The 25,099-nt window shown below is 69.8% G+C and carries 20 protein-coding genes and 5 tRNA genes; 11 read left to right on the top strand and 14 right to left on the bottom strand.

The window, feature by feature from the left end; translation table 11 throughout:
- Positions 1-5: 5 nt before the first annotated feature.
- A complete protein-coding gene (gene purM / locus ACFZBP_RS09965) occupies positions 6-1,070 on the top strand; it encodes a phosphoribosylformylglycinamidine cyclo-ligase (protein WP_383459642.1) in 1,065 nt (354 codons plus the stop codon).
- 140 nt (positions 1,071-1,210) lie between these two features.
- On the opposite strand, the gene ACFZBP_RS09970 is transcribed toward purM, so the two are convergent.
- Positions 1,211-1,471 (bottom strand): DUF3073 domain-containing protein, encoded by a 261-nt coding sequence (locus ACFZBP_RS09970; protein ID WP_383459639.1) that lies wholly within the window; start codon positions 1,469-1,471, stop codon positions 1,211-1,213.
- A gap of 319 nt (positions 1,472-1,790) precedes the next feature.
- Positions 1,791-2,879 carry a Glu/Leu/Phe/Val dehydrogenase dimerization domain-containing protein gene (locus tag ACFZBP_RS09975; protein WP_391411494.1) on the bottom strand — a complete coding sequence of 363 codons (1,089 nt, stop codon included), beginning with the start codon at positions 2,877-2,879 and terminating at the stop codon, positions 1,791-1,793.
- A 220-nt stretch (positions 2,880-3,099) separates the two neighbouring features.
- On the opposite strand from ACFZBP_RS09975, the gene ACFZBP_RS09980 reads away from it, so the two are divergent.
- Both ACFZBP_RS09980 and bldC read left to right on the top strand, forming a co-directional pair.
- Positions 3,100-3,942, top strand: coding sequence for a hypothetical protein (locus ACFZBP_RS09980; RefSeq protein WP_391411496.1), 843 nt, complete (start codon positions 3,100-3,102; stop codon positions 3,940-3,942).
- A gap of 576 nt (positions 3,943-4,518) precedes the next feature.
- A complete protein-coding gene (gene bldC, locus ACFZBP_RS09985; protein WP_003949541.1) occupies positions 4,519-4,725 on the top strand; it encodes a developmental transcriptional regulator BldC in 207 nt (68 codons plus the stop codon).
- Positions 4,726-5,235: 510 nt separating this feature from the next.
- Here the strand turns inward: bldC and ACFZBP_RS09990 are convergent.
- From ACFZBP_RS09990 to ACFZBP_RS10020, 7 genes are all read right to left on the bottom strand, one after another.
- Entirely contained in the window at positions 5,236-5,448 is a 213-nt protein-coding gene (locus ACFZBP_RS09990; protein WP_391411498.1) for a DUF6274 family protein, read from the bottom strand.
- 162 nt (positions 5,449-5,610) lie between these two features.
- Positions 5,611-5,685: transfer RNA gene (locus tag ACFZBP_RS09995), tRNA-Asp, on the bottom strand.
- A gap of 93 nt (positions 5,686-5,778) precedes the next feature.
- Positions 5,779-9,723, bottom strand: a complete 3,945-nt coding sequence (gene hrpA / locus ACFZBP_RS10000) for an ATP-dependent RNA helicase HrpA (RefSeq protein WP_391411500.1) — start codon at positions 9,721-9,723, stop codon at positions 5,779-5,781.
- 111 nt (positions 9,724-9,834) lie between these two features.
- A tRNA-Phe gene (locus ACFZBP_RS10005) sits at positions 9,835-9,908 on the bottom strand.
- Positions 9,909-9,930: 22 nt separating this feature from the next.
- A tRNA-Asp gene (locus ACFZBP_RS10010) sits at positions 9,931-10,005 on the bottom strand.
- Positions 10,006-10,046: 41 nt separating this feature from the next.
- A tRNA-Glu gene (locus ACFZBP_RS10015) sits at positions 10,047-10,119 on the bottom strand.
- 80 nt (positions 10,120-10,199) lie between these two features.
- The gene (locus ACFZBP_RS10020) at positions 10,200-11,774 is read right to left on the bottom strand and encodes a metallophosphoesterase (protein WP_391411502.1); all 1,575 of its coding nucleotides are present in this window, start codon (positions 11,772-11,774) and stop codon (positions 10,200-10,202) included.
- A gap of 84 nt (positions 11,775-11,858) precedes the next feature.
- On the opposite strand from ACFZBP_RS10020, the gene ACFZBP_RS10025 reads away from it, so the two are divergent.
- From ACFZBP_RS10025 to ACFZBP_RS10055, 7 genes are all read left to right on the top strand, one after another.
- Positions 11,859-12,209: a metallopeptidase family protein gene (locus ACFZBP_RS10025; protein ID WP_062724740.1), complete on the top strand. Its 351-nt coding sequence runs from the start codon at positions 11,859-11,861 to the stop codon at positions 12,207-12,209.
- A 109-nt stretch (positions 12,210-12,318) separates the two neighbouring features.
- Positions 12,319-12,852, top strand: coding sequence for a hypothetical protein (locus ACFZBP_RS10030; RefSeq protein WP_391411505.1), 534 nt, complete (start codon positions 12,319-12,321; stop codon positions 12,850-12,852).
- A 252-nt stretch (positions 12,853-13,104) separates the two neighbouring features.
- Positions 13,105-15,258: a DEAD/DEAH box helicase gene (locus tag ACFZBP_RS10035; protein WP_391411507.1), complete on the top strand. Its 2,154-nt coding sequence runs from the start codon at positions 13,105-13,107 to the stop codon at positions 15,256-15,258.
- 215 nt (positions 15,259-15,473) lie between these two features.
- Complete coding sequence (locus tag ACFZBP_RS10040; protein ID WP_391411509.1) at positions 15,474-18,596, top strand: FG-GAP-like repeat-containing protein; 3,123 nt, start codon at positions 15,474-15,476, stop codon at positions 18,594-18,596.
- Between the two features lie 61 nt (positions 18,597-18,657).
- The gene (locus ACFZBP_RS10045; protein ID WP_391411511.1) at positions 18,658-20,238 is read left to right on the top strand and encodes an amino acid permease; all 1,581 of its coding nucleotides are present in this window, start codon (positions 18,658-18,660) and stop codon (positions 20,236-20,238) included.
- A gap of 130 nt (positions 20,239-20,368) precedes the next feature.
- A tRNA-Lys gene (locus ACFZBP_RS10050) sits at positions 20,369-20,441 on the top strand.
- 193 nt (positions 20,442-20,634) lie between these two features.
- Positions 20,635-20,835 carry a hypothetical protein gene (locus tag ACFZBP_RS10055; RefSeq protein WP_391411513.1) on the top strand — a complete coding sequence of 67 codons (201 nt, stop codon included), beginning with the start codon at positions 20,635-20,637 and terminating at the stop codon, positions 20,833-20,835.
- 51 nt (positions 20,836-20,886) lie between these two features.
- Here ACFZBP_RS10055 and ACFZBP_RS10060 read toward each other — a convergent pair whose 3' ends face one another.
- From ACFZBP_RS10060 to ACFZBP_RS10070, 3 genes are all read right to left on the bottom strand, one after another.
- The gene (locus ACFZBP_RS10060) at positions 20,887-21,555 is read right to left on the bottom strand and encodes a methyltransferase domain-containing protein (protein WP_391411515.1); all 669 of its coding nucleotides are present in this window, start codon (positions 21,553-21,555) and stop codon (positions 20,887-20,889) included.
- 78 nt (positions 21,556-21,633) lie between these two features.
- On the bottom strand, positions 21,634-22,077 hold the full coding sequence (locus tag ACFZBP_RS10065; protein WP_391411517.1) for a glycine-rich domain-containing protein: 444 nt from the start codon (positions 22,075-22,077) through the stop codon (positions 21,634-21,636).
- A gap of 313 nt (positions 22,078-22,390) precedes the next feature.
- Positions 22,391-22,729, bottom strand: coding sequence for a hypothetical protein (locus ACFZBP_RS10070; protein WP_391411519.1), 339 nt, complete (start codon positions 22,727-22,729; stop codon positions 22,391-22,393).
- A gap of 144 nt (positions 22,730-22,873) precedes the next feature.
- Between ACFZBP_RS10070 and ACFZBP_RS10075 the strand changes: the two genes are divergently transcribed.
- Positions 22,874-23,632: a GntR family transcriptional regulator gene (locus tag ACFZBP_RS10075; RefSeq protein ID WP_391411521.1), complete on the top strand. Its 759-nt coding sequence runs from the start codon at positions 22,874-22,876 to the stop codon at positions 23,630-23,632.
- Between the two features lie 80 nt (positions 23,633-23,712).
- On the opposite strand, the gene ACFZBP_RS10080 is transcribed toward ACFZBP_RS10075, so the two are convergent.
- Together ACFZBP_RS10080 and ACFZBP_RS10085 are read right to left on the bottom strand one after the other, a co-directional pair.
- Positions 23,713-24,177 (bottom strand): hypothetical protein, encoded by a 465-nt coding sequence (locus ACFZBP_RS10080; protein ID WP_391411523.1) that lies wholly within the window; start codon positions 24,175-24,177, stop codon positions 23,713-23,715.
- Positions 24,132-24,806, bottom strand: a complete 675-nt coding sequence (locus ACFZBP_RS10085; RefSeq protein ID WP_391411525.1) for a hypothetical protein — start codon at positions 24,804-24,806, stop codon at positions 24,132-24,134. The genes ACFZBP_RS10080 and ACFZBP_RS10085 overlap by 46 nt, the downstream gene beginning before the upstream one ends.
- Between the last annotated feature and the right edge of the window lie 293 nt (positions 24,807-25,099).

The raw sequence follows: 25,099 nt of genomic DNA on the forward strand, positions 1-25,099 counted from the left end.
CTGCCATGTCTGAGACAACTGGTGCCAGCTACGCAGCCGCGGGCGTCGACATCGAAGCGGGCGACCGCGCGGTCGAGCTGATGAAGGAGTGGGTGAAGAAGACCCAGCGCCCCGAGGTCCTCGGCGGCCTCGGCGGTTTCGCCGGCCTCTTCGACGCCTCCGCCCTCAAGCGCTACGAGCGTCCCCTGCTCGCCTCCGCCACCGACGGCGTCGGCACCAAGGTCGACATCGCCCGCCAGCTCGGCGTGTACGACACGATCGGCCACGACCTGGTCGCGATGGTCATGGACGACATCGTGGTGTGCGGCGCCGAGCCGCTGTTCATGACCGACTACATCTGCGTCGGCAAGGTCCACCCCGAGCGCGTCGCCGCCATCGTCAAGGGCATCGCCGAGGGCTGTGTGCTCGCCGGCTGCGCCCTGGTCGGCGGCGAGACGGCCGAGCACCCGGGTCTGCTGGGCGAGGACGACTTCGACGTCGCCGGCGCCGGTACGGGCGTCGTGGAGGCCGACCGTCTGCTGGGCCCGGATCGCATCCGTAAGGGTGACGCGGTGATCGCCATGGCGGCGTCCGGCCTTCACTCCAACGGGTACTCGCTGGTCCGCCACGTCCTGCTGAACCAGGGCGGCCTCGCCCTGGACACCCGGATCGACGAACTCGGCCGCACCCTCGGCGAGGAGCTGCTGGAGCCGACGAAGATCTACTCGCTGGACTGCCTGGCCCTCACCCGCACCACCGACGTCCACGCCTACAGCCATGTCACGGGTGGCGGACTGGCCGCCAACCTGGCCCGGGTGATCCCGGACGACCTCCACGCGATCGTCGACCGCGCCACCTGGACCCCGGCCCCGATCTTCGACCTCGTCGGCAGGACGGGGCAGGTCGAGCGCCTGGAGCTGGAGAAGACCCTGAACATGGGCGTCGGCATGATCGCCATCGTCCCGGAGGACTCCACGGACGCGGCCCTCGCGACCCTGGCCGACCGCGGGGTCGAGGCGTGGGTCGCCGGAGAGATCACGGACCGTGGTGATCACACGACGGGCGCGGAGCTGGTGGGCGACTACGCCTGAGACCAACCCCTCCGGCCGGACCGGCCCCGTCAGGTGTCTGAGGGGCCGGGGCCGGGGCGGAGGCCCGCGACAGCAGCACGAAACCCGGTCCGGCGCATCAGCACCGGACCGGGAGGAGCACGGCTAGGCTGCCGCGGGCATTACGCGCCGCGACGATGTTGCGACGTGGGACCGGACTCGTCGTCCTCGTCGTCCTCATCGTCGTCGTTGTAGAGATCCGCGTACTGGGCGTACGGGTCGTCTTCTTCTTCGTCGTCCTCGAACGGCTCGCCGTTCGGCGGCTGGCTCGAAGTCGAAGCGCCCAGCTCGTTGGCCAGACGCGACAGGTCAGTCCCGCCGCTGTTGTACTTCAGCTGGCGGGCGACCTTCGTCTGCTTGGCCTTGGCCCGGCCGCGCCCCATGGCTCGACCCCCTCGGTGACGGGGCTCGACGGCCCCAGAGTCTTGACACGCGTTCATGATCTGGAACGGGCTCTCCTCGGAGAGACCGGTCCGTAGGGCTTCCACGGTACCTGAGCCCGCGCCCATACGGTACGTCGCCCGCAGCACGCGCGTGTGCACAGGACCTTCGAGGCGCCCCGTCCTCGCTGGTCAACCGCGATTTTAACCACTTATCGGCGGTCGACCCGCCGGTAGAAGTGAGAGTTCTCTCCAACTGCCCACCGGCGGGTACCTGCCAAACCCCTGTTTGGGGTGATCTTCGGTCGACAGCGCGCCCGGATCAGTGCGCCCCGCGTGCCTCCGCCATACGCTGCTCGGCGATCCGGTCGGCCGCGGCGGCCGGCGGAATCCCGTCCGTCTTCGCACGTGCGAATATGGCCAGCGTGGTGTCGTAGATCTTCGCGGCCTTCGCCTTGCACCGGTCGAAGTCGAAGCCGTGCAGCTCGTCGGCGACCTGGATGACACCGCCGGCGTTCACCACGTAGTCCGGCGCGTAGAGGATGCCGCGGTCCGCGAGGTCCTTCTCGACGCCGGGGTGGGCGAGCTGGTTGTTGGCCGCACCGCAGACGATCTTCGCGGTGAGCGCGGGCACGGTGTCGTCGTTCAGGGCCCCGCCGAGCGCGCAGGGGGCGTAGATGTCCAGGCCCTCGACACGGATCAGCGTCGCGGTGTCGGCGACGGCCGTCACCCCCTCCGGGTGCGCGGCGAGGATCCGGCCCACGGCCTCCTCGCGCACGTCCGTGATGACCACCTCGGCGCCTTCTGCCCGCAAGTGCTCCACCAGGTGGTGGCCGACCTTGCCGACGCCCGCGATACCGACGGCGCGGTCGCGCAGCGACGGGTCGCCCCACAGGTGCTGGGCGGAGGCGCGCATGCCCTGGTAGACGCCGTACGCGGTGAGCACGGAGGAGTCGCCCGCGCCGCCGTTCTCCGGGGAGCGCCCGGTCGTCCAGCGGCACTCGCGCGCCACGACGTCCATGTCGGCGACGTACGTACCGACGTCGCACGCGGTGACGTAGCGGCCGCCCAGGGAGGCCACGAACCGGCCGTAGGCCAGCAGCAGCTCCTCGGACTTGATCTTCTCCGGGTCCCCGATGATCACGGCCTTGCCGCCGCCGTGATCGAGTCCGGCCATGGCGTTCTTGTACGACATCCCGCGCGCGAGGTTCAGCGCGTCGGCGACGGCCTCGTCCTCGGTGGCGTACGGGTAGAAGCGCGTACCGCCGAGGGCGGGGCCCAGGGCGGTGGAGTGGATGGCGATGACGGCCTTGAGGCCGCTGGCGCGGTCCTGACAGAGCACGACTTGCTCATGACCCCCCTGGTCCGAGTGGAACAGGGTGTGCAGGACGCCGTGTGTTACGTCGGTCACTGTGGTGACTCCTGAGTACTGGCGGCGATTGGAGCGAGCTCCCGTACGGGTGGCGGGGGCTGTGAGCATGAGATTAGACCCGTTGGCGCCCGTCCATCCCGCAGTGCTCAGGATCACCTACTCGCGGAGTACGGCCGTGCGACGATTTGCATAGTTTTCCCGCAGGTTTGTGAGCGGGTTCCGCGGGTTTTCCTGGCAGAGGGCGGGGGAGAGAGCAGGCGTGCCCAAGGTGTCCTCGGTGATCGTCCCGTACGCGACCTATCTGCGCGTCTACGAGCCACTGGCCGCCTTCCCGGAACCGGAGCGCGACCACTGGGCCCGCTACGCCCGCCGCCCCGACCGCCCGTCGTACCAGGACGAACTGCGCCGCTCCCTGGCCGATTTGCTGCCCACCCCGCCCGTCCCGGTGCCGGTCCACGAGAGCGGTGACGCCTTCGTGCTGGAGGTCGACGGGGTGCTGTGCGTGTGCCCGTGGCGCACCCGGCTGCGCGGCTGGCAGGCGCTCGGCGAGCTGGGTGACGAGCTGCCCAAGCCGGTCCTGGACGCGGTGCTGCCGGAGGTCGTACGGCGTCAGGCGGCCCAGGACTACGAGCGCTGGCTGGCCCGCAACCCGGACGCCCGGCCGTGGATCCGCACCTCGACCTGGCAGGTGCCGCTGCACTGGTTCGTGCTGGTGTCGGACGAGGAGCGGCGGTTCGACAAGGGCTCGGGGGAGATCCCCCCGATGCTGCGCTACCGCACGCCCATGGTGGAGGCGCGGCGGCGCGTGGCGCGGGCCCTGCGGACCCTGAAGGACGCCATCGACGAGGGGCCGCTCATCGACGGCCTGCTGGACGTCGGGCGCTGGCTGGAGGAGTTCCACCCGCGGTCCCTGGTCGAGCTGGACTACGGCGGGCTGGTGCACACCCTGCCCGCCGGCGAGCTGGAGGACGACCACTCGGCCGCCGATGTGACCCACGGCATCGACGCGCTCAGGCGGGGCGACGGGGAGGCCGCGGGGGAGACCTACGGGCGGCTGGTGGAGCGGTGGCGGTCGGTGCGGGACCGGCGTTCGGCGAACTGAGCCGACCGGTGTGACCCAAGGCACGGCGAGCCGTGTGATCTGACGCACTGTGTGAGGTAACGAACTGGCGTTTGACGAGACGCCCGTTTTGGGGTTTCGTGCTCGCTCTGAGGTTCCTGATGTCTCGTCAACAAGGGACGTAGAACCCGATACGGGCGTATGCGTCAAGACTGCTTCAACGCGCGTAAGCGTGACGGACCGCACGTACGCGGCTCTTGCGCCCCTAACCCCTCCTCGTGCCAAAATAGGACAAGGAGTCCGGGGAGGGCTCTAGCTCGACATTGCACGCTTTGGGGGGTCTTGGGACTCCTGCACGCCACTGTGACTGATCGTCACAGTGGCGTGACTGTCCGCTATGGCATGGTCCATCGGCTTCCGTCGCCGATGAACACCTGGGGGGCAATTCCATCGGTTTGGCCGACGCGGCTGGACAGATGGTGTAGTTGTAGTGCCGAGGACAAGCCGTTCGTCCTATAACCGACTCGACTCGCGTCCGCCATTTCGGGCAACGCGGGTCAAGGTGCAGAATTTAGAGGAAAGAACCGAGAAGGTTCGGTTCTCCCGAGGAGGCCGCTCATGACCGCTCGCACCCCTGATGCCGAGCCGCTGCTGACCCCGGCTGAGGTCGCCACCATGTTCCGCGTCGACCCCAAGACGGTCACGCGGTGGGCGAAGGCCGGGAAGCTTACTTCCATCCGTACGCTCGGCGGACACCGCCGCTACCGCGAGGCCGAGGTCCGCGCACTGCTCGCGGGCATCCCGCAGCAGCGCAGCGAGGCCTGAACAACTCCATAACCGGGCAAAACGGCAGTTCCCCCAACTCGCCGCGGCGCCCGAACCCTAGCTCCAAGCGACGCGGGTTCTGCCCCAACAGAGCCCACGCCCGAGCCGTCAGAGCTCTTCAGGCACGCAACAAGGGTGCGTCGTAGATCGCGCTGGACTCCGCCGAGTCCAGCGCGATCTTTTTGTGCGCGGGATGTGTGCCGGCCGGTCGACCTGTGGGCGGCCTTGTCGGAGTCTGGGGAGGGGGGTCGAATCTCCTGTGGACCCGCCCCGGGGCGTCACTGAGCGTGTGCCGGAGGATGCCTAGAAGCTGGTGCAATTGCACATATTAAATTGACCAGTTGTAGGCGGGGTGTAAGTACCGCGCTTCCGGAAACTCATGCGGTGACACCCGTCACATCGTACGGTGCTTGTTGCCTGTGGGCTCTGTGCGCTAAGGGGCCTGCATGATCCAGCAGCCCATGCGGGACCGGGAGTTGACGTCGGTACGGGTCACGGTCGCGGCCACGGTCACGCCGTGGACGCGGCTTCGTCCTTGGTGGCGTCGTCGCGCGCCGGGGGCGCCTGGGGGGCCGCAGCGCTGCTGCGCGGGGCGGAGTCCATCGCCAGCCGCAGCAGGCGGTGGCAGATCGGGCAGTGACGGGTCAGATGTCGGTAGGAGGCGGCGGCTGCCAGGTGCGCGCGGAGCAACGCCCGCGTCTCGTGCCTAGTCGATGCCGCCATACGCCACCTCCGAGGGGGCCACACCGGGAAGGGCCCTGGTTTCTGGGTACCGAGCGAATGTGACGCCGTCAAGGTGGCGTGGTGGCCTGCAGCCCGTGCAGGCGGACCCGGACATGAAGAAGGCCCGCCACCCTCTAGCGGGTGCGGGCCTTACTTTCACTGCGGTCCTGACGGGATTTGAACCCGCGGCCTCCACCTTGACAGGGTGGCGAGCACTCCAAACTGCTCCACAGGACCAGGTTTCGCGGCGCTATTCGTGCGTTGCGCTGCGAGAAGAGACTGTACAGGAGGGGGAGCTCCGGGTCGAACTCACCCAGTGTGCACGCCTCGTCACGGTGCCAGCGTGTCGATCGTCTTCACGATCCGCTTGTCGGAGATCGGGTACGCCGTGCCGAGCGCGTGGGCGAAGTAGCTGACGCGGAGCTCCTCCAGCATCCAGCGGACGTCGAGGACCTGCTGCGGGACCGGGCGGCCCTGCGGCATCTGCTCCAGGAGCCAGGCGTACTCGTCCTGCATCTCGTGGACCTTCTCCATACGGGTCGTGTCCCGCTGGACGTTGGTCGGCATCTGCTGGAGCCGGCGGTCCACCGCGATCAGGTAGCGCATCAGGTCGGGCACCCGGCGCAGCCCCGCCGTCGTGACGAAACCGGGCCGCACGAGGGCGTCCAGCTGCTTGCGGACATCCGTGAGGTTGGCGAGCAGGACAGGGCTGCGTACGGCCTTCAGACGGCGCTCGGCGGCCTGCCAGGCGGCGAGGACCTGCTGCACCTGGCCCACCGTACGAACCGTCGTGTCGACGATCTCGGCGCGCACCTTGTCGTACAGCTTCCGGTACGACTCCTCGTCCCAGGCCGGCCCGCCGAAGTCACCGATCAGCTTGTCCGCGGCGGCCATCGCGCAGTCGTCGAACAGAGCCTGGATCGAGCCGTGCGGGTTGGCGGACAGGGCCAGCTTCTGGGCGTTCGTCAGCTTCTCGGACGCGAACTTCGCCGGGTTGACCGGGATGTTGCGCAGGATCAGCCGACGCGTGCCCTTCCACATCGCCTGTTGCTGCTCCGCCTCCGTGTCGAAGAGGCGTACGGAGACCGTGTCGCCGTCGTCCACCAGCGCCGGGTAGGCCTTGACCGGCTGGCCGGCGCGGCGGGTCTCGAAGACGCGGGTGAGGGCGCCGATGGTCCAGTCCGTCAGGCCCGCCCGCTCCAGGGACTCGCCGCCCTGGCGGGACGCGGTGGCCGCGGCGGCCTGGGAGAGGGCCTTGCGCGCCTTCGGCTTCAGACGGAGCCGCAGCGCCTCCAGATCCTTGTCCTCGGCCAGCTTGCGACGCCGCTCGTCCACGATCCGGAACGTGATGCGCAGGTGGTCCGGGATCTTCGACCAGTCGAAGTCGTCGGCGGTGAAGGGGACCCCGACCATGCGCTTCAGCTCGCGGGCCATGGTCACCGTCAGTGGCTCCTGGAGCGGTACCGCCGAGTCCAGGAAGCGCTTGGCGAAGTTCGGCGCCGGCACGTAGTGGCGGCGGATCGGCTTCGGCAGGGAACGGATCAGCTCCGTCACCAACTCCTCGCGCAGACCCGGGATCTGCCAGTCGAAGCCCTCGTCCGTGACCTGGTTGAGGACCTGGAGCGGGACGTGCACGGTCACACCGTCGGCGTCCGCGCCCGGCTCGAACTGGTACGTCACCCGGAACTTCAGCGCACCCTGCCGCCACGAGTCCGGATAGTCCGCCTTGGTGACCGCCTCCGCCGACTCCCGGATCAGCATCTCGCGCTCGAAGTCCAGGAACTCCGGCTGCTCGTGCCGCTTGCGCTTCCACCAGGAGTCGAAGTGCGCCCCCGAGACGACGTGCTCGGGGACCTTCTGGTCGTAGAAGTCGAACAGCGTCTCGTCGTCGACCACGATGTCCCGGCGCCGCGCCCGGTGCTCCAGCTCCTCGACCTCGCTGAGGAGTCTGCGGTTGTCGGCGAAGAACTTGTGGTGCGTGCGCCAGTCGCCCTCGACCAGGGCGTTGCGGATGAACAGCTCGCGGCTGACCTCGGGGTCGATACGGCCGTAGTTCACCTTGCGCTGGGCGATGATCGGGACGCCGTACAGCGTGACCTTCTCGTACGCCATCACCGCCGCCTGGTCCTTCTCCCAGTGCGGTTCGCTGTACGTCCGCTTCAGCAAGTGCCCGGCGAGCGGCTCGACCCACTCGGGCTCGATCTTCGCGTTCACCCGGGCCCAGAGGCGGGAGGTCTCGACGAGCTCGGCGGACATCACGAAGCGCGGGGGCTTCTTGAACAGGGCCGAGCCGGGGAAGATCGCGAACTTGGCGCTACGGGCGCCCAGGTACTCGTTCTTCGCGCCGTCCTTCACGTCCTTCATGCCGATGTGCGAGAGGAGGCCGGCGAGGAGGGAGAGATGGATGCGGTCGCCGGGAGCGTCCTCCTCGTTGAGATGGATGCCCATCTGCTTGGCGACCGTGCGGAGCTGGGTGTAGATGTCCTGCCATTCACGGATGCGCAGGAAGTTCAGGTACTCCTGCTTGCACATCCGGCGGAACGACGACGAGCCCCGCTCGCGCTGCTGCTCGCGGACGTAACGCCACAGGTTGAGATACGCGAGGAAGTCGCTCGTCTCGTCCTTGAAGCGGGCGTGCTGCTGGTCGGCCTGCGCCTGCTTGTCGGCCGGGCGCTCACGCGGGTCCTGGATGGACAGCGCGGCCGCTATGACCATGACCTCGCGGACACAGCCGTTCTTGTCCGCCTCCAGGACCATACGGGCCAGGCGCGGGTCGACGGGCAGCTGCGCGAGCTTGCGGCCGGTCTCGGTGAGCCGCTTGCGTACGTCCTTCTCGGCCGGGTCGATCGCGCCGAGCTCCTGGAGGAGCTGGACGCCGTCGCGGATGTTGCGGTGGTCCGGCGGGTCGATGAACGGGAACTTCTCGATGTCGCCGAGACCGGCCGCGGTCATCTGGAGGATGACGGAGGCGAGGTTCGTCCGGAGGATCTCCGCGTCCGTGAACTCCGGACGGGCGAGAAAGTCGTCCTCGGAGTAGAGGCGGATGCAGACACCGTCGCTGGTCCGTCCGCAGCGGCCCTTGCGCTGGTTGGCGCTCGCCTGCGAGATCGGCTCGATGGGCAGCCGCTGGACCTTGGTGCGATGGCTGTAGCGGCTGATGCGGGCGAAGCCGGGGTCGATGACGTACTTGATGCCCGGGACCGTCAGCGACGTCTCGGCGACGTTGGTCGCCAGAACGATCCTGCGGCCGGTGTGGGGCTGGAAGACGCGATGCTGCTCGGCGTGCGAGAGCCGGGCGTAGAGCGGGAGCACCTCGGTGAAGCGGTACTGCTTCTTGGTGAGGGCGTCCGCCGTGTCCCGGATCTCCCGCTCCCCGGAGAGGAAGACGAGGATGTCGCCCTTCCCCTCGCCCTGGAGCTCCTCCACGGCATCGCAGATCGCGGTGATCTGATCGCGGTCGGCGTCCTCGGAGTCCTCTTCGAGAAGCGGCCGATACCGCACCTCCACCGGATACGTACGCCCGCTGACCTCGATGATCGGCGCGTCACCGAAATGCCGGGAGAAACGCTCGGGATCGATGGTCGCCGAGGTGATGACGACCTTCAGATCCGGCCGCTTGGGCAGCAACTGCGCCAGGTACCCGAGCAGGAAGTCGATGTTGAGGGACCGCTCGTGCGCCTCGTCGATGATGATCGTGTCGTAGGCGCGCAACTCGCGGTCGGTCTGGATCTCGGCGAGCAGGATGCCGTCCGTCATCAGCTTGATGAAGGTGGCGTCCGGGTTCACCTGGTCCGTGAACCGCACCTTCCAGCCGACGGACTCCCCGAGCGGCGTGTCCAGCTCCTCCGCCACCCGCTCCGCGACCGTGCGCGCCGCGATACGGCGGGGCTGGGTGTGCCCGATCATGCCGCGCACACCACGCCCGAGCTCGAGACAGATCTTCGGGATCTGCGTCGTCTTGCCCGACCCGGTCTCACCGGCGACGATCACGACCTGGTGGTCGCGGATCGCCTCGGCGATGTCGCTCTTCTTCTGGCTGACCGGCAGCTGCTCGGGATAGGTGACCGCGGGCACCAGGGCGCGTCGCGTGGCGATACGCTCCTCACCCTTGGCGATCTCCGCCTCGATCTCGGCCAGCACGGCGGCCCGCGCCTCCGGCTTACGGATCTTGCGCGCACCTTCGAGCCGCCGCCCGAGCCGCTGCGCATCACGCAGGGACAACTCGGTCAGACGGGGGGCGAGGGCGCCGAGGGCGGGGGCAGGGTGCGTAGACATACGCGATCCAGGATCTCATCCCACCGAAATCGATGGCGAACGCTTTTGCCTCCGGCCGTGCGGCCGCCGACATACAACAAGGCCCCGATCCGAAGATCGGGGCCTTTGCTGTGGCTGGGGCCGGGGTCGAACCGGCGACCTATCGCTTTTCAGGCGATCGCTCGTACCAACTGAGCTACCCAGCCATGAGGCTTTCAGAAGCCTCAGCGGTCCTGACGGGATTTGAACCCGCGGCCTCCACCTTGACAGGGTGGCGAGCACTCCAAACTGCTCCACAGGACCAAGCTGTGTGGGCGACCACCAGTGTCGCACACGGTTTTGCGTGCCCCCAACGGGATTCGAACCCGTGCTACCGCCTTGAAAGGGCGGCGTCCTAGGCCGCTAGACGATGAGGGCTATCGGCCCGCCTGGGCGCTTCGCAGCGCGTCGGGGACGTGAGAAGCATATGGGATGGCGGGAGGTATCGCCAAAACGGTTTACGGGGTGGGGGTGGGGGAGCCGGTCGGGGAATTGGTGGGGGACTCGGTGGCGCCGGGTTGGTTCTCCTCGACCAGGTGGCGGCTGACCTCCGCCGTGGTCAGGCCGAGGCCGCCGAGTTCGATCTCGTCCCAGGCCTGGAGGCGGCGGGTGTCGCGGTCGAAGTAGAGGATCGAGGTCTGGATGGGGTCGGGGTGCTTGCCCTCGATCGCGCGTAGTCCGCTGCCGCCGGTGGAGCCCTCGATGCGGAGCCGGGTGCCGTAGGGGAGGAGTTCCGTCTCCGGGTGGTGGATGTGGCCGGCCAGGGCCAGGGGGACCTCGCCGTCGGTCTGGCGGGCCGCCACCGGTTCGTGGGCGATGGCCACGTCCACCGGGTGGCCGGCGGCCTTCTGGTCACGGAGGGAGGTGGCGAGGCGGGCGCCGGCGAGTTCGTTGGCCGCGTCGCCGCCGGCGATCTGGGAGCGGTCGGGGGTGAACTGGGGGTCGCCGATGCCGGCGAAGCGCAGGCCGGAGATCGACTTGGCCTTGCCGTCGTCCAGGACGTGGACGTTCTTGAGGCCTTGGAGGTAGCGCTGGGTGACGCGGGAGTCGTGGTTGCCGCGGACCCAGACGTAGGGGGCGCCGAGGTCCTCGATGGGGTCGAGGAAGCCGTTCTCGGCGGCCGTGCCGTGGTCCATGGTGTCGCCGGAGTCGACGATCACGTCGACCTTGTACTGGTCCACGAGCGAGGCGATGATCTTCCAGCTCGCGGGGTTGAGGTGGATGTCGGAGACGTGCAGGACGCGGATCGTCGACGGGTCGGGCGCGTAGGCGGGGAGCGTGGAGGTGGCGTCGTAGAGCTTGGTCACGTTGGTGACCAGGCGGGCCAACTCCTTCTGGTAGACGTCGAATTCGGTGACGATGCTGCGTGCGTTGCCGACCAGGGACGGGGCCGAGGACAGGAGGCCTGAGAACTTCGGTTCGAGGACCGACTCGGGGTTCCAGGTGGCGTAGGCCGTTCCGCCGGAGGCCGCCAGGAGGGTGAGGGCGAGGCCGCCGGCGGCGAGGGCGCGGCGGGGGCGGCGGTAGACCGCGAGGCCGAGTGCGGTGGCGCCGGTGACGACGGCGACGCAGCTGCGTACGGCGAGGTCGCGGGTGCCGTCGGTGACGTCCTGGGCGACTTCGTCCTGGAGGCCGGAGAGGCGTTCGGGGTGGTCGACGAGGGCCTGGGCGCGGACGGGGTCGAGTTGGTCGACGTTGACGTCGAGGCGGACGGGGGCGATGTGGCTGTCCAGTTGGAGGGCGCCGAGGGGGGAGACGTTGATCTTCGTGCCGCCGGTGACGGAGGGGCGCAGGGTCATCGTCGTGTTCATGGGGCCGACGGGGACGCGTACGTTGCCGACGATGAGCAGGCCGAGCCAGGCGCCGAGGAGGACGACGGCCGTCAGGCTCACGGCGCGTGTCCAGGGGTGGGGCTGGGTGACGAGTTCCGGTGTGGGGCTCGGGCGGCGGGTGGCGTAGCGGCGGGCGAGGGCGCGTGGGGCCCTGGGGAGGTGACCGAGGGCCTTCGTGACGGCGGCGTGGACGCGGGCCATTGGTCCCGTATGCCCAGGGGCGGAAGTGGATATGCGGGGCCGTTCGCGGCTCCTTATGGCGGTGTGGTGCCTGACAATGGGCCTGTGCTGGAGATGACGCGCGAGGAGTTCGAGGAACTGGTCGCCGAGGCGCTGGACCGGATTCCGCCGGAGTTGACGCGGCTGATGGACAACGTCGCGGTGTTCGTCGAGGACGAGCCGCCGGCGGACGACCCCCAGCTGCTCGGGTTGTACGAGGGGACGCCGCTGACGGAGCGCGGGGAGTGGTACGCGGGGGTGCTGCCGGACCGGATCACGATCTACCGGGGGCCGACGCTGCGGATGTGCGAGTCGCGTGAGGAGGTCGTCGAGGAGACCGAGGTGACGGTGGTGCACGAGATCGCGCATCACTTCGGGATCGACGATGCCCGGTTGCATGCGCTCGGGTACGGGTGAGAGTGCGTCTGTGACGCGTGCTGTCCGGCTTGTTCGGGGTGCGTGTCCTCTTGTGGGCGGCGGGAGTTGGGCAGGTTGACTTCTTCGCCCGCCCCCGGAGGTGGCTTCCGTGCGCCCCTTGTACGTACCTGTCCGTCTGGCCGCCACGGTGATGGCCGTCGCCGCTGCCGCCGGCTGTATGAGTGTGGGTGACGACGGGGGTGGCAAGGACGCGAAGCCGTCGCACTCGGCGGGGCAGCGCGGGGGTGAGGAGCCGGACGGCGGGTCGGCGGTGTCGGGTGGTGGGGCCGGTTACGGGGCGCAGGCGGGCGACGGCAAGCGGGAGAAGGTCAAGAAGGGCAAGGGGAAGGGCAAGGGTGCCGAGTCGGCGTCCCCGTCCGCCTCGCCGTCCGCGGCGGTGAGCGCCTCCGCTCCCGCGGGGGGTCGGCCGGTGAAGCCTGGGGCGACGGTGAAGCCGGGGCCGACCCGGACGGCCGAGCCGACGCCCACGCGGACGCCCGATCCGGAGCCGACGCCGACCGAGCAGCCGACGACGGCCTCGCCGACGCCCACGGTGGCCGAGCCGTCGTCGTCGGCGCACGAGGAGACGGGGCCGCAGCTGGCCCAGCGGGAGCCGGCGCCGGCCGCGGGGGCGCCCGCCTGAGGCGGGGTCGGCGGGGGCGAGGGGGCTGGTGGACGTGACGTTGCCTACATGGTTGACGCTCGGTTTGCCTTGGGGGGCCTGGGGTGCGTATGGTGGTAGATCGTTTGATCCCATTTGCCCGGCGCCACCGCAGAGTGCGCCGTGTGGCGCGTACTCTCCCTTGCCGTGGCTGACCGCATTGAGGCGGTCGTATTGCGAATCACGGAGTTGACGGGCGCGTGCCGACGAGACTCCGGAAGGTTTCGCTTACGCATGTCCATTTCCAGTCCTGACCACGTCGTCGTGCCCGAGAACGACGAGAACGCGGCCGTCGAGGAGACCCCCGAGGTGACCTTCTCGGACCTCGGTCTCCCCGAGGGCGTCGTGCGCAAGCTCGCGCAGAACGGCGTGACGGTCCCCTTCCCGATCCAGGCCGCGACCATCCCGGACGCCCTGGCCGGCAAGGACATCCTGGGCCGTGGCCGTACCGGCTCCGGCAAGACGCTGTCGTTCGGTCTGCCGACGCTGGCGCGGCTGTCCGGTGGCCGTACCGAGAAGCACAAGCCCCGCGCGGTCATCATGACCCCGACCCGTGAGCTCGCGATGCAGGTCGCGGACGCGCTCCAGCCGTACGGCGACCAGCTCGGCCTGAAGATGAAGGTCGTCTGCGGCGGTACGTCGATGGGCAACCAGATCTACGCCCTGGAGCGGGGTGTCGACGTCCTGGTGGCGACCCCGGGCCGACTGCGCGACATCATCAACCGCGGCGCCTGCTCCCTCGAGGACGTCGAGGTCGCCGTGCTCGACGAGGCCGACCAGATGTCCGACCTGGGCTTCCTGCCCGAGGTGACCGAGCTGCTGGACCAGGTCCCGGCGGGCGGTCAGCGGATGCTGTTCTCCGCGACGATGGAGAACGAGATCCAGACGCTGGTCGACCGGTACCTGAACGAGCCCGTCAGCCACGAGGTGGACGCGGCGCAGGGCGCGGTGACGACCATGTCGCACCACATCCTGATCGTGAAGCCCAAGGACAAGGCGCCGGTCACGGCCGCCATCGCCTCCCGCAAGGGCCGGACGATCATCTTCGTGCGGACGCAGCTGGGCGCCGACCGGGTCGCCGAGCAGCTGCGTGACGCCGGGGTGAAGGCGGACGCGCTGCACGGCGGCATGACGCAGGGCGCGCGGACGCGGACGCTGGCCGACTTCAAGGACGGGTACGTCAACGTGCTCGTCGCGACCGACGTCGCCGCGCGCGGTATCCACGTCGACGGCATCGACCTGGTGCTGAACGTGGACCCGGCCGGTGACCACAAGGACTACCTGCACCGGGCGGGCCGTACGGCCCGTGCGGGGCGTACCGGCACGGTCGTCTCGCTGTCCCTGCCGCACCAGCGCCGTCAGATCTTCCGGCTGATGGAGGACGCGGGCGTCGACGCCTCGCGCCACATCATCCAGGGCGGCAACGCCTTCGACCCGGAGGTCGCCGAGATCACCGGCGCCCGTTCGATGACCGAGGTGCAGGCGGAGTCCGCGGGCAACGCCGCGCAGCAGGCCGAGCGTGAGGTCGCGCAGCTGACCAAGCAGCTGGAGCGGGCGCAGCGGCGTGCCGTGGAGCTGCGTGAGGAGTCCGACCGGCTGGTGGCCCGCGCGGCGCGTGAGCGCGGCGAGGACCCGGAGGCCGCGGTGGCCGAGGCGCAGGCCGCGGCGGCGGTCGAGGCCGCCGCGGTGGCCGTGCCCGAGCAGCCGGTGGCGCAGGACGTCGACCGGGCCGAGGCTCCGGCGTACGAGCGTCGTGAGCGTCGGGACAACGACCGTGGCGGTTTCCGCCGCGACGACCGTCGTGATGACCGCCGTGACGACCGTGGTGGGCGTTCCTTCGAGCGTCGGGACAACGACCGCGGTGGGTTCAACCGTGACCGTGGTGAGCGTGGGTTCGAGCGTCGGGACAACGACCGTGGCGGCTTCCGCCGCGACGACCGTCGTGATGACCGCCGTGACGACCGTGGTGGGCGTTCCTTCGAGCGTCGGGACAACGACCGCGGTGGGTTCAACCGTGACCGTGGTGAGCGTGGGTTCGAGCGTCGGGACAACGACCGTGGCGGCTTCCGTCGCGACGACCGCCGTGACGACCGCGGTGGCCGTTCCTTCGACCGTGACCGCGGCGGCCGCTCCTTCGAGCGCCGTGACGACCGGGGCGGGTTCCGTCGGGACGACCGTCCGGCCGGGCGTTCCTTCGAGCGCCGGGACGAGCGCGGCGGGCACCGTGGCAGCGACCGTCCCTTCAACCGCGACCGCCGTGACGACCGTCCCGGCTTCCGCTCCGGCGGGCACGAGCGTCCGTACGGCCGTCGTGACGACCACCGTGGCGGCACCTCCGGCTCCTTCGGGCGTCGCGACGACAAGCCGCGCTGGAAGCGCAACGGCTGACGTCAGCCGGTGAGGCACTGAGCGCCTGGCCCCCATCCGTTCGGGTGGGGGCCAGGCGCTTTCCCGTGTGCGGGGCCGGTCGGGAAACGCTCTCCTGGCAGCTGTGCAAGAGCTGTAAGATCAGCCGACTTATGAGGGGGATGCGACGGCCGGGGGGCCGGGGGCATCTGAGAACAATGCGCCGCTCCCTCTCCCGTGTTCAGGGGAGGATCGCCTTGGCCCGCCATGTCTTCGTAGGTCGTTCGAGAGCGAGACGCGCGGCCGTCGCCGTGGCCGCGTCCGCCGCGCTCGCGGGTGGGCTGAGCCCGCTGCTGCCCGTCGCGTCGGCGGCGGCCGAGGTGCCTCAGGAGACGGTCGTACCGTCGACTCCGCGGACCACCAATCTGACGGCGACGCTCTATTCCTCCGACACCACGACCGGTGCGAACGGGGCCGGCGCCGAGGGCGTCTTCCACCGGATGGAGGGCAGCTCCCGGCTGCTGTGGACGCGGTACGCCGACGGCAGGTCCTTCGAGGCGCCGATACCGACCGGCTACGCGAGCATGTCGGGCACCGGCACCGATGTGCTCGCCTACCGTGCTTCGGACGGCCGGATCGACTTCTGGAACGCGGCGGACGGCAGCACCCGCACCTTCCAGTTGCCCACGGGTCACACCGTGCTGACGATCTACGGCACCACGGTCGTCACCACCGCCAACGTCACGAACGCCGACGGCACGACCGCACGGGTCATCCACCTGCTGGACGTACGCGCGGACGGGACCGTCCTCGACACGGAGGTGGGCGGGGCGCCGGCCGGCATGACGCTGGGGCAGCCGCGCGGCGCCGACGCCGAGGGCCTGATCCTCAACGCGACGCTGGACGGCACCGCCCGCCTGGTCGCCGTCGACCGTGCCACGGGACGGGTGCGGGACTGGACCCAGCCGCTGCCCTCCCTCGCCTACGGCTACGTCAAGCTCTCGCCGGACCATGTCGCCGTGTACAGCAGGGCGCTGAACACCAAGGTGCTGGTGATGCCCCGCGCCGACCTGGCGGCCGCCCCGGTGGAGGTGGGTCTCGCGGGGAGCCCCAGCGCCAACTACGTCGACGACCTGGCCGTCGTAGGTGACTGGCTGGTGCACCAGCCCTCCGGCAGCGCCCAGATCACGGCCAAGCCGATCGCGGGCGGTCCCGAGGTGACCCTGCTCACCTCGTCGCGCAGTGAGGTCACCGCCGTGTCGGACGGCGCCGCCCTCTCCATCGGCCGTACCGCCGCCGACGACTGGGGTATCCAGCGCATCCAGGCCGACGCGTCCGGCAAGCCGGTCGTCACGCAGGTCAAGGCCCTCCCCAAGCCGCCGGCCCATATCCAGGGCATCTCCCTGGAGCAGGGCCGCCTGGTCGTCACCGACGTCGGCGGCAGCACGCAGCGCAACGACTACCTGCGGACCGTCGCCGCCACGGGCGCCCCCACCTTCGGTGAGCGCTCCTCGTTCACGCCCACCTCCGCCGGGTTGATCGGCACCTGCCCGGTGACCGACGTGGCCTGCTCGCAGGTCTTCGGTACGGCCGATGGGCGGATCGCCTGGATGGAGCACCGCTCGGAGACCGACGTCCTGCGCGTCCACGGCCCGACCGAGGGGGGTCTGTGGGAGCGGGGCGTGCCCGTCGACGGGCGCATCCTCGACGTGTCGGGGCGGTACGTGCTGTACGGGACGCCCGGCGACACGTACGTCTACAAGATCGGTGACCACACGGAGCCGTACGTCACCCGGGGCCCCGCCGCCCTGTCCGGCGACACCCTGTGGACGTCGGGCGCGGCCGCCGGCACCGTCACCGCGTACAACCTGACGTCGAAGAAGACCACCGAGACGGTGACGCTCGCCTCGGGCTGCGCGCCGACCGAACTCCAGGCGCTCGGGCGGTACCTGTACTGGACGTGCGGTGACAAGGCCGGGGTCTACGACCGTACGGCGAAGAGGTCCGTGGCCGTGCCGACGGGCGAGGCCAAGCTCGGGGACGGGTTCGTCGTCACGCACGACCGGCAGGCCGGGAAGCTGACGCTCACCACGGTCGCCGACGGGACGGCCGTGAGCCGGGTCGTCGGCGATCTGCCCGACACCGGGGTCTCGCAGCGGGACGTGCGCTGGACGGTCGACGAGGCCGGCGCGAACGCGGCCTACGTGGACGACCAGGAGCGGGTGCACCTCGTGCCGTCCGGAGTCGCGCAGCAGCCGCTCCGCCTGCTGGGTCCCGCGCAGAACACGGCGACCGTCACGGCCCGCACGAGCGACACCGTGCCGGACACCCTCACCACCGTGCTGCTGTCCAAGCCCTCCTCCGGCTGGGACCTGACCGTCCGCAACCGCGCGACCGGCAAGGTCTACACCGACGGTGTGGACGGAACGGCGGCGCGCGGTGAGCTGGCCGTCGGCTGGCACGGCGACGACCCCACGAGGACCGGGGACGCCTTCGTGCCGAACGGCTCCTACGACTGGACCCTGACCGTCACCCCGGCCGACGGCGTCGGCGCCCCGCTCCAGGTGCGCGGCACCGTCCGGCTGGTGCGGGGCGATGCGGTCCGCCGGGACCACGTGGGCGCCGCGGGCCTGCCGGACGGGGTCGGCGACCTGCTCACCCTCAACTCCTCGGGCGCCCTGACCTTCCAGCAGGGCACCGGCAAGGGCACGTTCTCCGGGAAGGTCTCGGGGGGAGGCTGGTCGACGAAGACGGTGGCTGTGCCGTTCGGGGACCTCAACGGCGACCGGTGCAACGACGTGCTGGTGCGGATGAGCGACGGTTCGCTGCGCGGCTACAAGGCCAAGTGCGGGCAGGCGCTGACGCCTTCGACGTCGTACACGAAGCTCGGCACCGGCTGGAACGCCTACAACGTGCTCACCTCGCCGGGCGACCTGACCGGTGACAAGCGGGCCGATCTGCTGGCGCGGAAGGCCTCGACCGGGGACGTCTACCTGTTCGCGGCGAAGAGCGACGGGACGCTCGCGGCGGGCAAGAAGATCCGTTCGGCGTGGGGCGGCTACACGAAGATCGTGGGTGCCGGGGACCTGAACGGCGACGGTCACGGGGATCTGCTGGCCCGGGACAAGGCAGGGACGCTGTGGCGCTACAACGGCCTGGGCAACGGGCTGTTGAAGGACCGGGTGAAGGTCTTCTCGGGCTGGGGCACGGGCTACGACGTCATCGTCGGCGCCGGGGACATCACGGGGGACGGCAAGGCGGACCTCGTCTCCCGGGACGGCAGCGGCAACGTGTGGCGCAACAGCGGTGACGGGAAGGGGGCGTTCGGGGGTCGGGCGAAGATCGCGAGCGGCTGGCAGGGCTACAAGGGCGTTTTCTAGCGGCACTTTTTGGCCAAGCTGTGACGCATGTCACGTCCCCGGCGGGGGAATCGCTGGGGACATGACAGATGACGGCATAGTGAGTGGGCGGTCGGACGGAGGTGTCCCGGGCGGAAAGCTCCCGAACGGGGCGCTCTCCGACGAGGAACGGCTGGCCCAGCTCGGCTACACGCAGGTTCTCGCCCGCCGCATGTCGGCGTTCTCCAACTACGCGGTCTCCTTCACGATCATCTCGGTCCTGTCGGGCTGCCTGACCCTCTATCTGTTCGGCATGAACACCGGCGGCCCGGCGGTGATCACCTGGGGCTGGGTCGCCGTGGGCCTGATGACCCTCTTCGTCGGCCTGTCCATGGCCGAGATCTGCTCGGCCTACCCGACCTCCGCCGGCCTGTACTTCTGGGCGCACCGGCTGGCGCCGCCGCGTACGGCCGCCGCCTGGGCGTGGTTCACGGGCTGGTTCAACGTGCTGGGCCAGGTGGCGGTGACCGCGGGCATCGACTTCGGGGCCGCGTCCTTCCTGGGCGCGTACCTGAACCTCCAGTTCGGCTTCGAGGTGACGCCGGGCCGCACCATCCTGCTCTTCGCGGGCATCCTCGTGCTGCACGGCCTGCTGAACACCTTCGGCGTGCGGATCGTGGCCCTGCTGAACAGCGTGAGCGTGTGGTGGCACGTGCTGGGCGTGGCGGTGATCGTCGGCGCGCTGACCTTCGTACCGGACCACCACCGGCCGGCCTCGTTCGTGTTCGGCGAGTTCGTGAACAACACGGGCTGGGGGAGCGGGGTCTACGTCGTCCTGCTGGGTCTGCTGATGGCCCAGTACACCTTCACCGGGTACGACGCCTCGGCGCACATGACGGAGGAGACGCACGACGCGTCGACGGCGGGCCCGAAGGGCATCGTACGGTCGATCTGGACGTCGTGGATCGCGGGGTTCGTCCTGCTGCTGGGCTTCACCTTCGCCATCCAGTCCTACGAGGGCGCGCTGGCCTCCCCGACGGGTGCGCCGCCCGCGCAGATCCTGCTCGACGCGCTGGGTGCGACGGCCGGCAAGCTGCTTCTGCTGGTCGTCATCGGCGCGCAGCTGTTCTGCGGGATGGCGTCCGTGACGGCCAACAGCCGCATGATCTACGCCTTTTCCCGCGACGGCGCGCTGCCGTACTCGCACGTCTGGCACACGGTGAGCCCCCGCACCCGCACACCGGTCGCGGCGGTGTGGCTGGCGGCGGGCGGGGCGCTGGTCCTGGGGCTGCCGTACCTGATCAACGTCACGGCGTACGCCGCCGTGACCTCGATCGCGGTGATCGGCCTGTACATCGCCTACGTCGTCCCGACGCTGCTGCGGCTGCGCAAGGGCGAGGCGTTCGAGCGGGGGCCGTGGCACCTCGGGCGCTGGTCGGGGGCCGTGGGGGTGGTGGCGGTGACGTGGGTCGGCGTGATCACGGTGCTGTTCATGCTGCCGCAGGTGTCCCCGGTGACCTGGGAGACCTTCAACTACGCCCCCGTCGCCGTCCTCGTCGTCCTCGGCTTCGCCGCGACCTGGTGGCTGGCCTCGGCCCGGCACTGGTTCCTCAACCCCGACCACGAGCGCACGATCGCCCGCGACGCGGCTCGCGCCGGGGCGCCCGAACCGGCGGATCCGTAGCACTCCGGCGCCCACGGGGCCCTGGCGGGCCCATTCCACGGCCCTCCGCCCCCGGCGACGTGGCCGTGACCCCGATACCCGATCGGAGTCTCGGCCACGTGCGGCTATGCTCGGGGAGGCGACATCGCCTGGGCCCTTAGCTCAATTGGCAGAGCAGTGGACTTTTAATCCATTGGTTGTGGGTTCGAGTCCCACAGGGCCTACCGAATCGCCCCCAGCTCAGAGGCACTTCGAGCTGGGGGCGAGTCCGATTTGGGGCGGTCTCATGATCGCTAGCTCAGCCGACGCTCAACCGAAGTGCAGGCGATCACGCGGCAAGCCATGCAGCGCCCCCAGATGCGCCCCTGGCAACCTGTGCCGACCATGGTGGTGAGGCTGTCTGCTGAGGGAGACGTCATGGCCTGGTTTCCTCTCCTACGCGACTGGCTGGATGCGGTGAAGGACGAGCACGAGGCCGCGGCGAGGGATAAGCACCAGCGCGCGGTGTATGGCGGTGGGGGTTATGACGACACCCCTGACTGGACGCAGCCCGATGCTGGCACGGACGGCGACAGCGGTGACGGCGGCGACGGAGGCGGTGACGGCGGCGACTGGTGACATGAAGCGGCCCCGGCCGGGACGAAGCGCCGGCCGGGGCCGCGGCGGAGGTCAGGCGCGGGCAGTGACGATGAGAGTCCCCACTCGCCGTTTCCCTGGCGGCGCCGCCAGGACGGAAGCATGCACATCCATGTAGCCGTGCTCTGCCAGGAGGTGCTCCCACGCCTCCGGCTCATAGTCCCACCGCTTCACGACGAGCGGGTCCTCGTCGTCGCCGCGCGGGATGTACGAGGCCTGGCAGCCGTAGCAGCCCTCGACGGCCGGCCTCTGTGAGAACACCAGTCGGCCGCCCGGCCGCAGCCGCTCACGCACGACGGGCAGCAGCCGGGCCGGGTCGGTGAACCAGAGCGCGCCATACACCGAGTAGACCGCGTCGAACGCGCCAGGGTCGTTCTGCAGGAAGCTGACGGCGTCGGCCTGGTGCAGCTCCAACCCGGGCGTATGCGCCCAGCGTTCGCGGGCTGAGTGCAGCTGCTTGGGTGAGATGTCGATGCCGACGGCCTCCATGCCGGTGGCGGCCAGGTGTGCGGCGTTGCCGCCCTTTCCACAGCCGAGGTCGAGGACTCGGGCACCGACGCGAACGCCGAGCATGTCGGCGCCGGGGCCGTGGTCGGGATACTGCGTCCAGTTGAACCAGGTCGTTTCGCCGCGCCCGTTCACCGGGCGGCGCTCGGGCCGCTGCTGTGAGTAGGTGTCCCAGGCGATCGTCGTGCTTGTCACGTGGTGCTCCGCTCATAGGGCCAGCCGCCCGGTTGTGACACCGGACGGCTGGAGTGTCTTACAGGTACTGCCGCGTTGTCAGCCGCTCTTGGGGCTGTCGTGGCATCCGGCGTGGCACTGGTTGCAGTCGGCGGTCGAGCGCCACAGTTCGGCGTCGACCGTGTAGCCAGCGGCCCGGATGGCCGCCATGGTCCGCTCGCGTGCGGCCAGTGCGGCGCCCGGCGCCTGCTCGTCCTCCTCGTCGGTGGGGACGTGGTGAACGAAGCGGCCGACGACGCGCTGGCAGAAGTCGGCGTAGTCGACGGTGTGCAGGATGAACGCGTGCCAGCCGTAGTCGACGAGCTCGCTCGGGGAGAGGGACTGCCCGGGCTGCTGTCCGGCGGCGGCGATGAACGCGGCGGCCTGGCCGACGATGCGGTACGCGGCCGTCTGGCCGATCTCCGGGTGGTCAGTGGTGACCCGTCGGACGAGTCGGTGGGCCACCTCGGGGTCGACCAAGGTGAGCGGGTCGGTGGTGCTCACGGGACGTTCCAACGCGATGGTCACGTGATTCCTCCTGTTGTGGATGGGTGCCTCCGGTGGGGGGCACTGGAACCCGTCCGCCCCAGTTGCGCACGGGGTACGGGGCGGACGGGGGTCTGTGGTGGTGCTGCGGCGCAGTCGGGGCAGGCGTAGACCTCGATGTCGAGGACGTGGGCGCCGCTGCTGCCGCGAGCGATGCCGGCGGACACTGCGCCGGTTACGTACAGCAGGCTCTTGCTGCACCAGCAGCAGGCCCATCCGTCGTACTGGGCTCGGGTGAGCTCGTCGACGGGCGGGGGATTGGGCTGCCACGTCATCGGCCTGTCCCTAACTGGGCCCATAGGCCGCACTCGTCGGTGGTGAGTCCGGCCAGGTAGGCGAGGCCGTTGACGATCTGCCAGCCGGGCCCGTGGCTGTAGAGGATCGGGAGCGGGTCGGCTCCGCGCGCTGTGATGCGGATGCGGGAGCCTGCGGTCGAGATCTCCATGTCGACGACCGGTGCACCCGAACCGAGTACGGCGATGTACAGCTCATTGGCGATGAGGGGGGCGTCGGGGTGCATCACGCGGCCGGTGGTCCAACGGCGGACGTGGGCGGCCTCGATGGGCTCACCCTTGAAGGGTTTTTGCCAGGTGTGACCCGACTCGGGCATAGCTGTCCCCCGGAGACAGACACTATCTGAATACGGATACTTGCTTTGTGTATACAGATTGTCGTCGTGATTGGCGTAGGTCAAGAGGGACGGGAGAGTATGCGTATACAGATTGACGCGATCAGTGGAGTCGGGAGCATCGCTGTGGCACAGCCTGAGTACCTGCGCATCGCCGCCGACCTGCGACGACGCATCGCTCCAGGCGGTGAGTTCGAGCCTGGCGACCGCATCCCGACGCTGCCGGAACTGTGCGCTCAGTACGAGGTCTCCGAGATCACCGTGCGGAACGCGATCAGGCTGCTCGTCGGTGAGGGCCTCCTGGAGTCTCGGGCTCGTGCGGGCACCATCGTCCGGAAGCGGCCGGCGATACACCGGATGCCGGCCGACCGGTACAGGCAGACGCCCGGCGTGCGGTCCACGCCGTACACGAAGGATCAGGGGATCGCCTGGTCCGAGTACCGGCTCGACAAGCGGTTCGAGCGCGTCCAGGCGGACGCCGAGATGGCCGGGCTCTTCGAATGCGAGGTGGGTGAGCGGCTCCTTGCGCGGCACTTCGTGTTCTACGACAACGACCAGCCAACCCAGATGAGTACGAGTTACGTGCGGTGGTCGGATGTGGGCGGTACGCCGGTTGCCGACCCCATCAACGAGCCGTGGCCGGGCGGCACTCGGGCGCAGCTGGGGACGCTGGGGATCCGCGTCACGGAGATCACGGAGTCGTTCCAGGCGGGCATGCCGACGGAGTTGGAGGCGGCGACGCTGCGGATCGGGTCGGGCGTGCCGGTGCTGCGGTACACGCGGCGGCACATCGCCGACACCGGCCGGGTCGTCGAGGTCGCGCATCCGATCGTGCGCCGGGGCGACACCACCATCGTCGACTTCCGCATCAAGCTCGACGCCTGAGGGGTACCCAGATCGTGGGTACCCCTGGACGCACGAAAGCGGCCCCGCCCTCCCGGAGGAGAGCAGGGCCGCTGCCTGTGTCAGAGCTGGATGCCGCCGCGGGCGACGAACTGGGCGCCACGGATGATGTGGTCGTCCGTGAGGCCGCCATTCGCGCCCGTCCAGCCGATCCGGGCGGTCGAGGCCGCGGAGACGGCGACCGCGTTGAAGATCTGCACGCGGTCGATCCACGCCGACATGGCGCCGTCCTCGTAGCGCACCCGCACCGTCACCGGGGCCGGCCACAACGTCAGCGCGCCACCATAGGTGGCCACGGTGTCCATGCTGTCGGCGTCGGTTGTGACGATCCGGGCCCGGGATCCTGCCCCGGTGTCGAGGGCGAGTGCCACCGACACACAGCCGGTCAGGCCGAGGTCGCCGCCTCCGCCGCCGACGAACGAAGAGGCGGTGCCCGGGGCGGCGAGCGCAAAGCAGATGACGTCCGCGCCGGTGCCGCCGCTCATCTCGGCCTCGAACGTGACGTCCAGGCCGTCAGTGGCCTCCACGGTGCCGTACCAGGATGAGCCGCCGCCGACCCGTCGGCAACGTGAGTGAGGTACAGGTCAGTGCCGTCGAGGCTGGCGAATCCGTTGCGGGTCCACCCGAAGTCGGTCGGCGCGGAAATGGCGCTGAACGCTGGCCACGCCCCGGATGCCTTGGGCCCGTAGAGGCGGCGGGTGCCGGTGTCGAGGGCCCAGTCGCCGTCGATGCCCAGCGATGACGCCGGCGTGCCGTCGGCGGCGAGGATGCTGCCTCCGCGCGGTGCCGCGAGGACGGTGAACGCGCCGTCGACGGGGTCGGGCACGAGAATGTCGGAGAGGATCACGGTGGGCGTGGCCTTGGGCAGGCTGATATACCTGGTCCAGCCGGGTGCGTTCGTGAGGACTGCCTGGACTCTGTATGTCCATCCGGTGGGGCTCATCCCGGTGGCGTCGGTGGCGACGAGGCTGACGGTGAACTCGCCATCTACCAGGGTCACCTCGGCGGTGCCGCCGAGGATCAGATCGTCCTCCCCGATGGTGACCATGCTCGGACCGGTGAAGACGAGACGGCCTTGCATCGGTGTCCCGTCCGGCAGTGTCAGTGGCTCACCCGAGGACACGGTCACGGTCTCCACGCCGGCAGGCAGAGGCATCTGAGTCTCCTTACGGGTACTGGCGGCGGTACGGGTCCAGGCCGGCGGAGAGCAGGCCGCCGCCGTTGCGTCTATGCGGGGGATGGCTGTTCCGTGACGGACGGGCTACCCGCCAGTGGGAGTGGGCGCTGCCTCACCTGGCTGGCTTCCACACCTGGCGTGATGGCCTGCGGGTCGAGCCGGAAGGTGAGCGGGCGTAGCCGTCGCAGGACGATGACGTTGGAACACCGCTGACACGAGAGCTCGGCGCTCGGGTCGGCTTCGGCTGGCTCGGGCGCCGATTCGTTTCCGGG

Origin of the sequence: Streptomyces sp. NPDC008086, from assembly GCF_042957325.1 — a bacterium.
In the GTDB taxonomy this organism is placed as follows: Bacteria; Actinomycetota; Actinomycetes; order Streptomycetales; family Streptomycetaceae; genus Streptomyces.

Excerpts from the sequence above, each read along its gene's own strand:
- purM (WP_383459642.1), top strand. The coding sequence starts at position 6 with ATGTCTGAGACAACTGGTGCCAGCTACGCAGCCGCGGGCGTCGACATC.
- ACFZBP_RS09970 (WP_383459639.1), bottom strand. The coding sequence starts at position 1,471 with ATGGGGCGCGGCCGGGCCAAGGCCAAGCAGACGAAGGTCGCCCGCCAG.
- bldC (WP_003949541.1), top strand. The coding sequence starts at position 4,519 with ATGACCGCTCGCACCCCTGATGCCGAGCCGCTGCTGACCCCGGCTGAG.
- ACFZBP_RS09990 (WP_391411498.1), bottom strand. The coding sequence starts at position 5,448 with ATGGCGGCATCGACTAGGCACGAGACGCGGGCGTTGCTCCGCGCGCAC.
- hrpA (WP_391411500.1), bottom strand. The coding sequence starts at position 9,723 with ATGTCTACGCACCCTGCCCCCGCCCTCGGCGCCCTCGCCCCCCGTCTG.
- ACFZBP_RS10020 (WP_391411502.1), bottom strand. The coding sequence starts at position 11,774 with ATGGCCCGCGTCCACGCCGCCGTCACGAAGGCCCTCGGTCACCTCCCC.
- ACFZBP_RS10035 (WP_391411507.1), top strand. The coding sequence starts at position 13,105 with ATGTCCATTTCCAGTCCTGACCACGTCGTCGTGCCCGAGAACGACGAG.
- ACFZBP_RS10045 (WP_391411511.1), top strand. The coding sequence starts at position 18,658 with ATGACAGATGACGGCATAGTGAGTGGGCGGTCGGACGGAGGTGTCCCG.
- ACFZBP_RS10055 (WP_391411513.1), top strand. The coding sequence starts at position 20,635 with ATGGCCTGGTTTCCTCTCCTACGCGACTGGCTGGATGCGGTGAAGGAC.
- ACFZBP_RS10070 (WP_391411519.1), bottom strand. The coding sequence starts at position 22,729 with ATGCCCGAGTCGGGTCACACCTGGCAAAAACCCTTCAAGGGTGAGCCC.
- ACFZBP_RS10085 (WP_391411525.1), bottom strand. The coding sequence starts at position 24,806 with ATGCCTCTGCCTGCCGGCGTGGAGACCGTGACCGTGTCCTCGGGTGAG.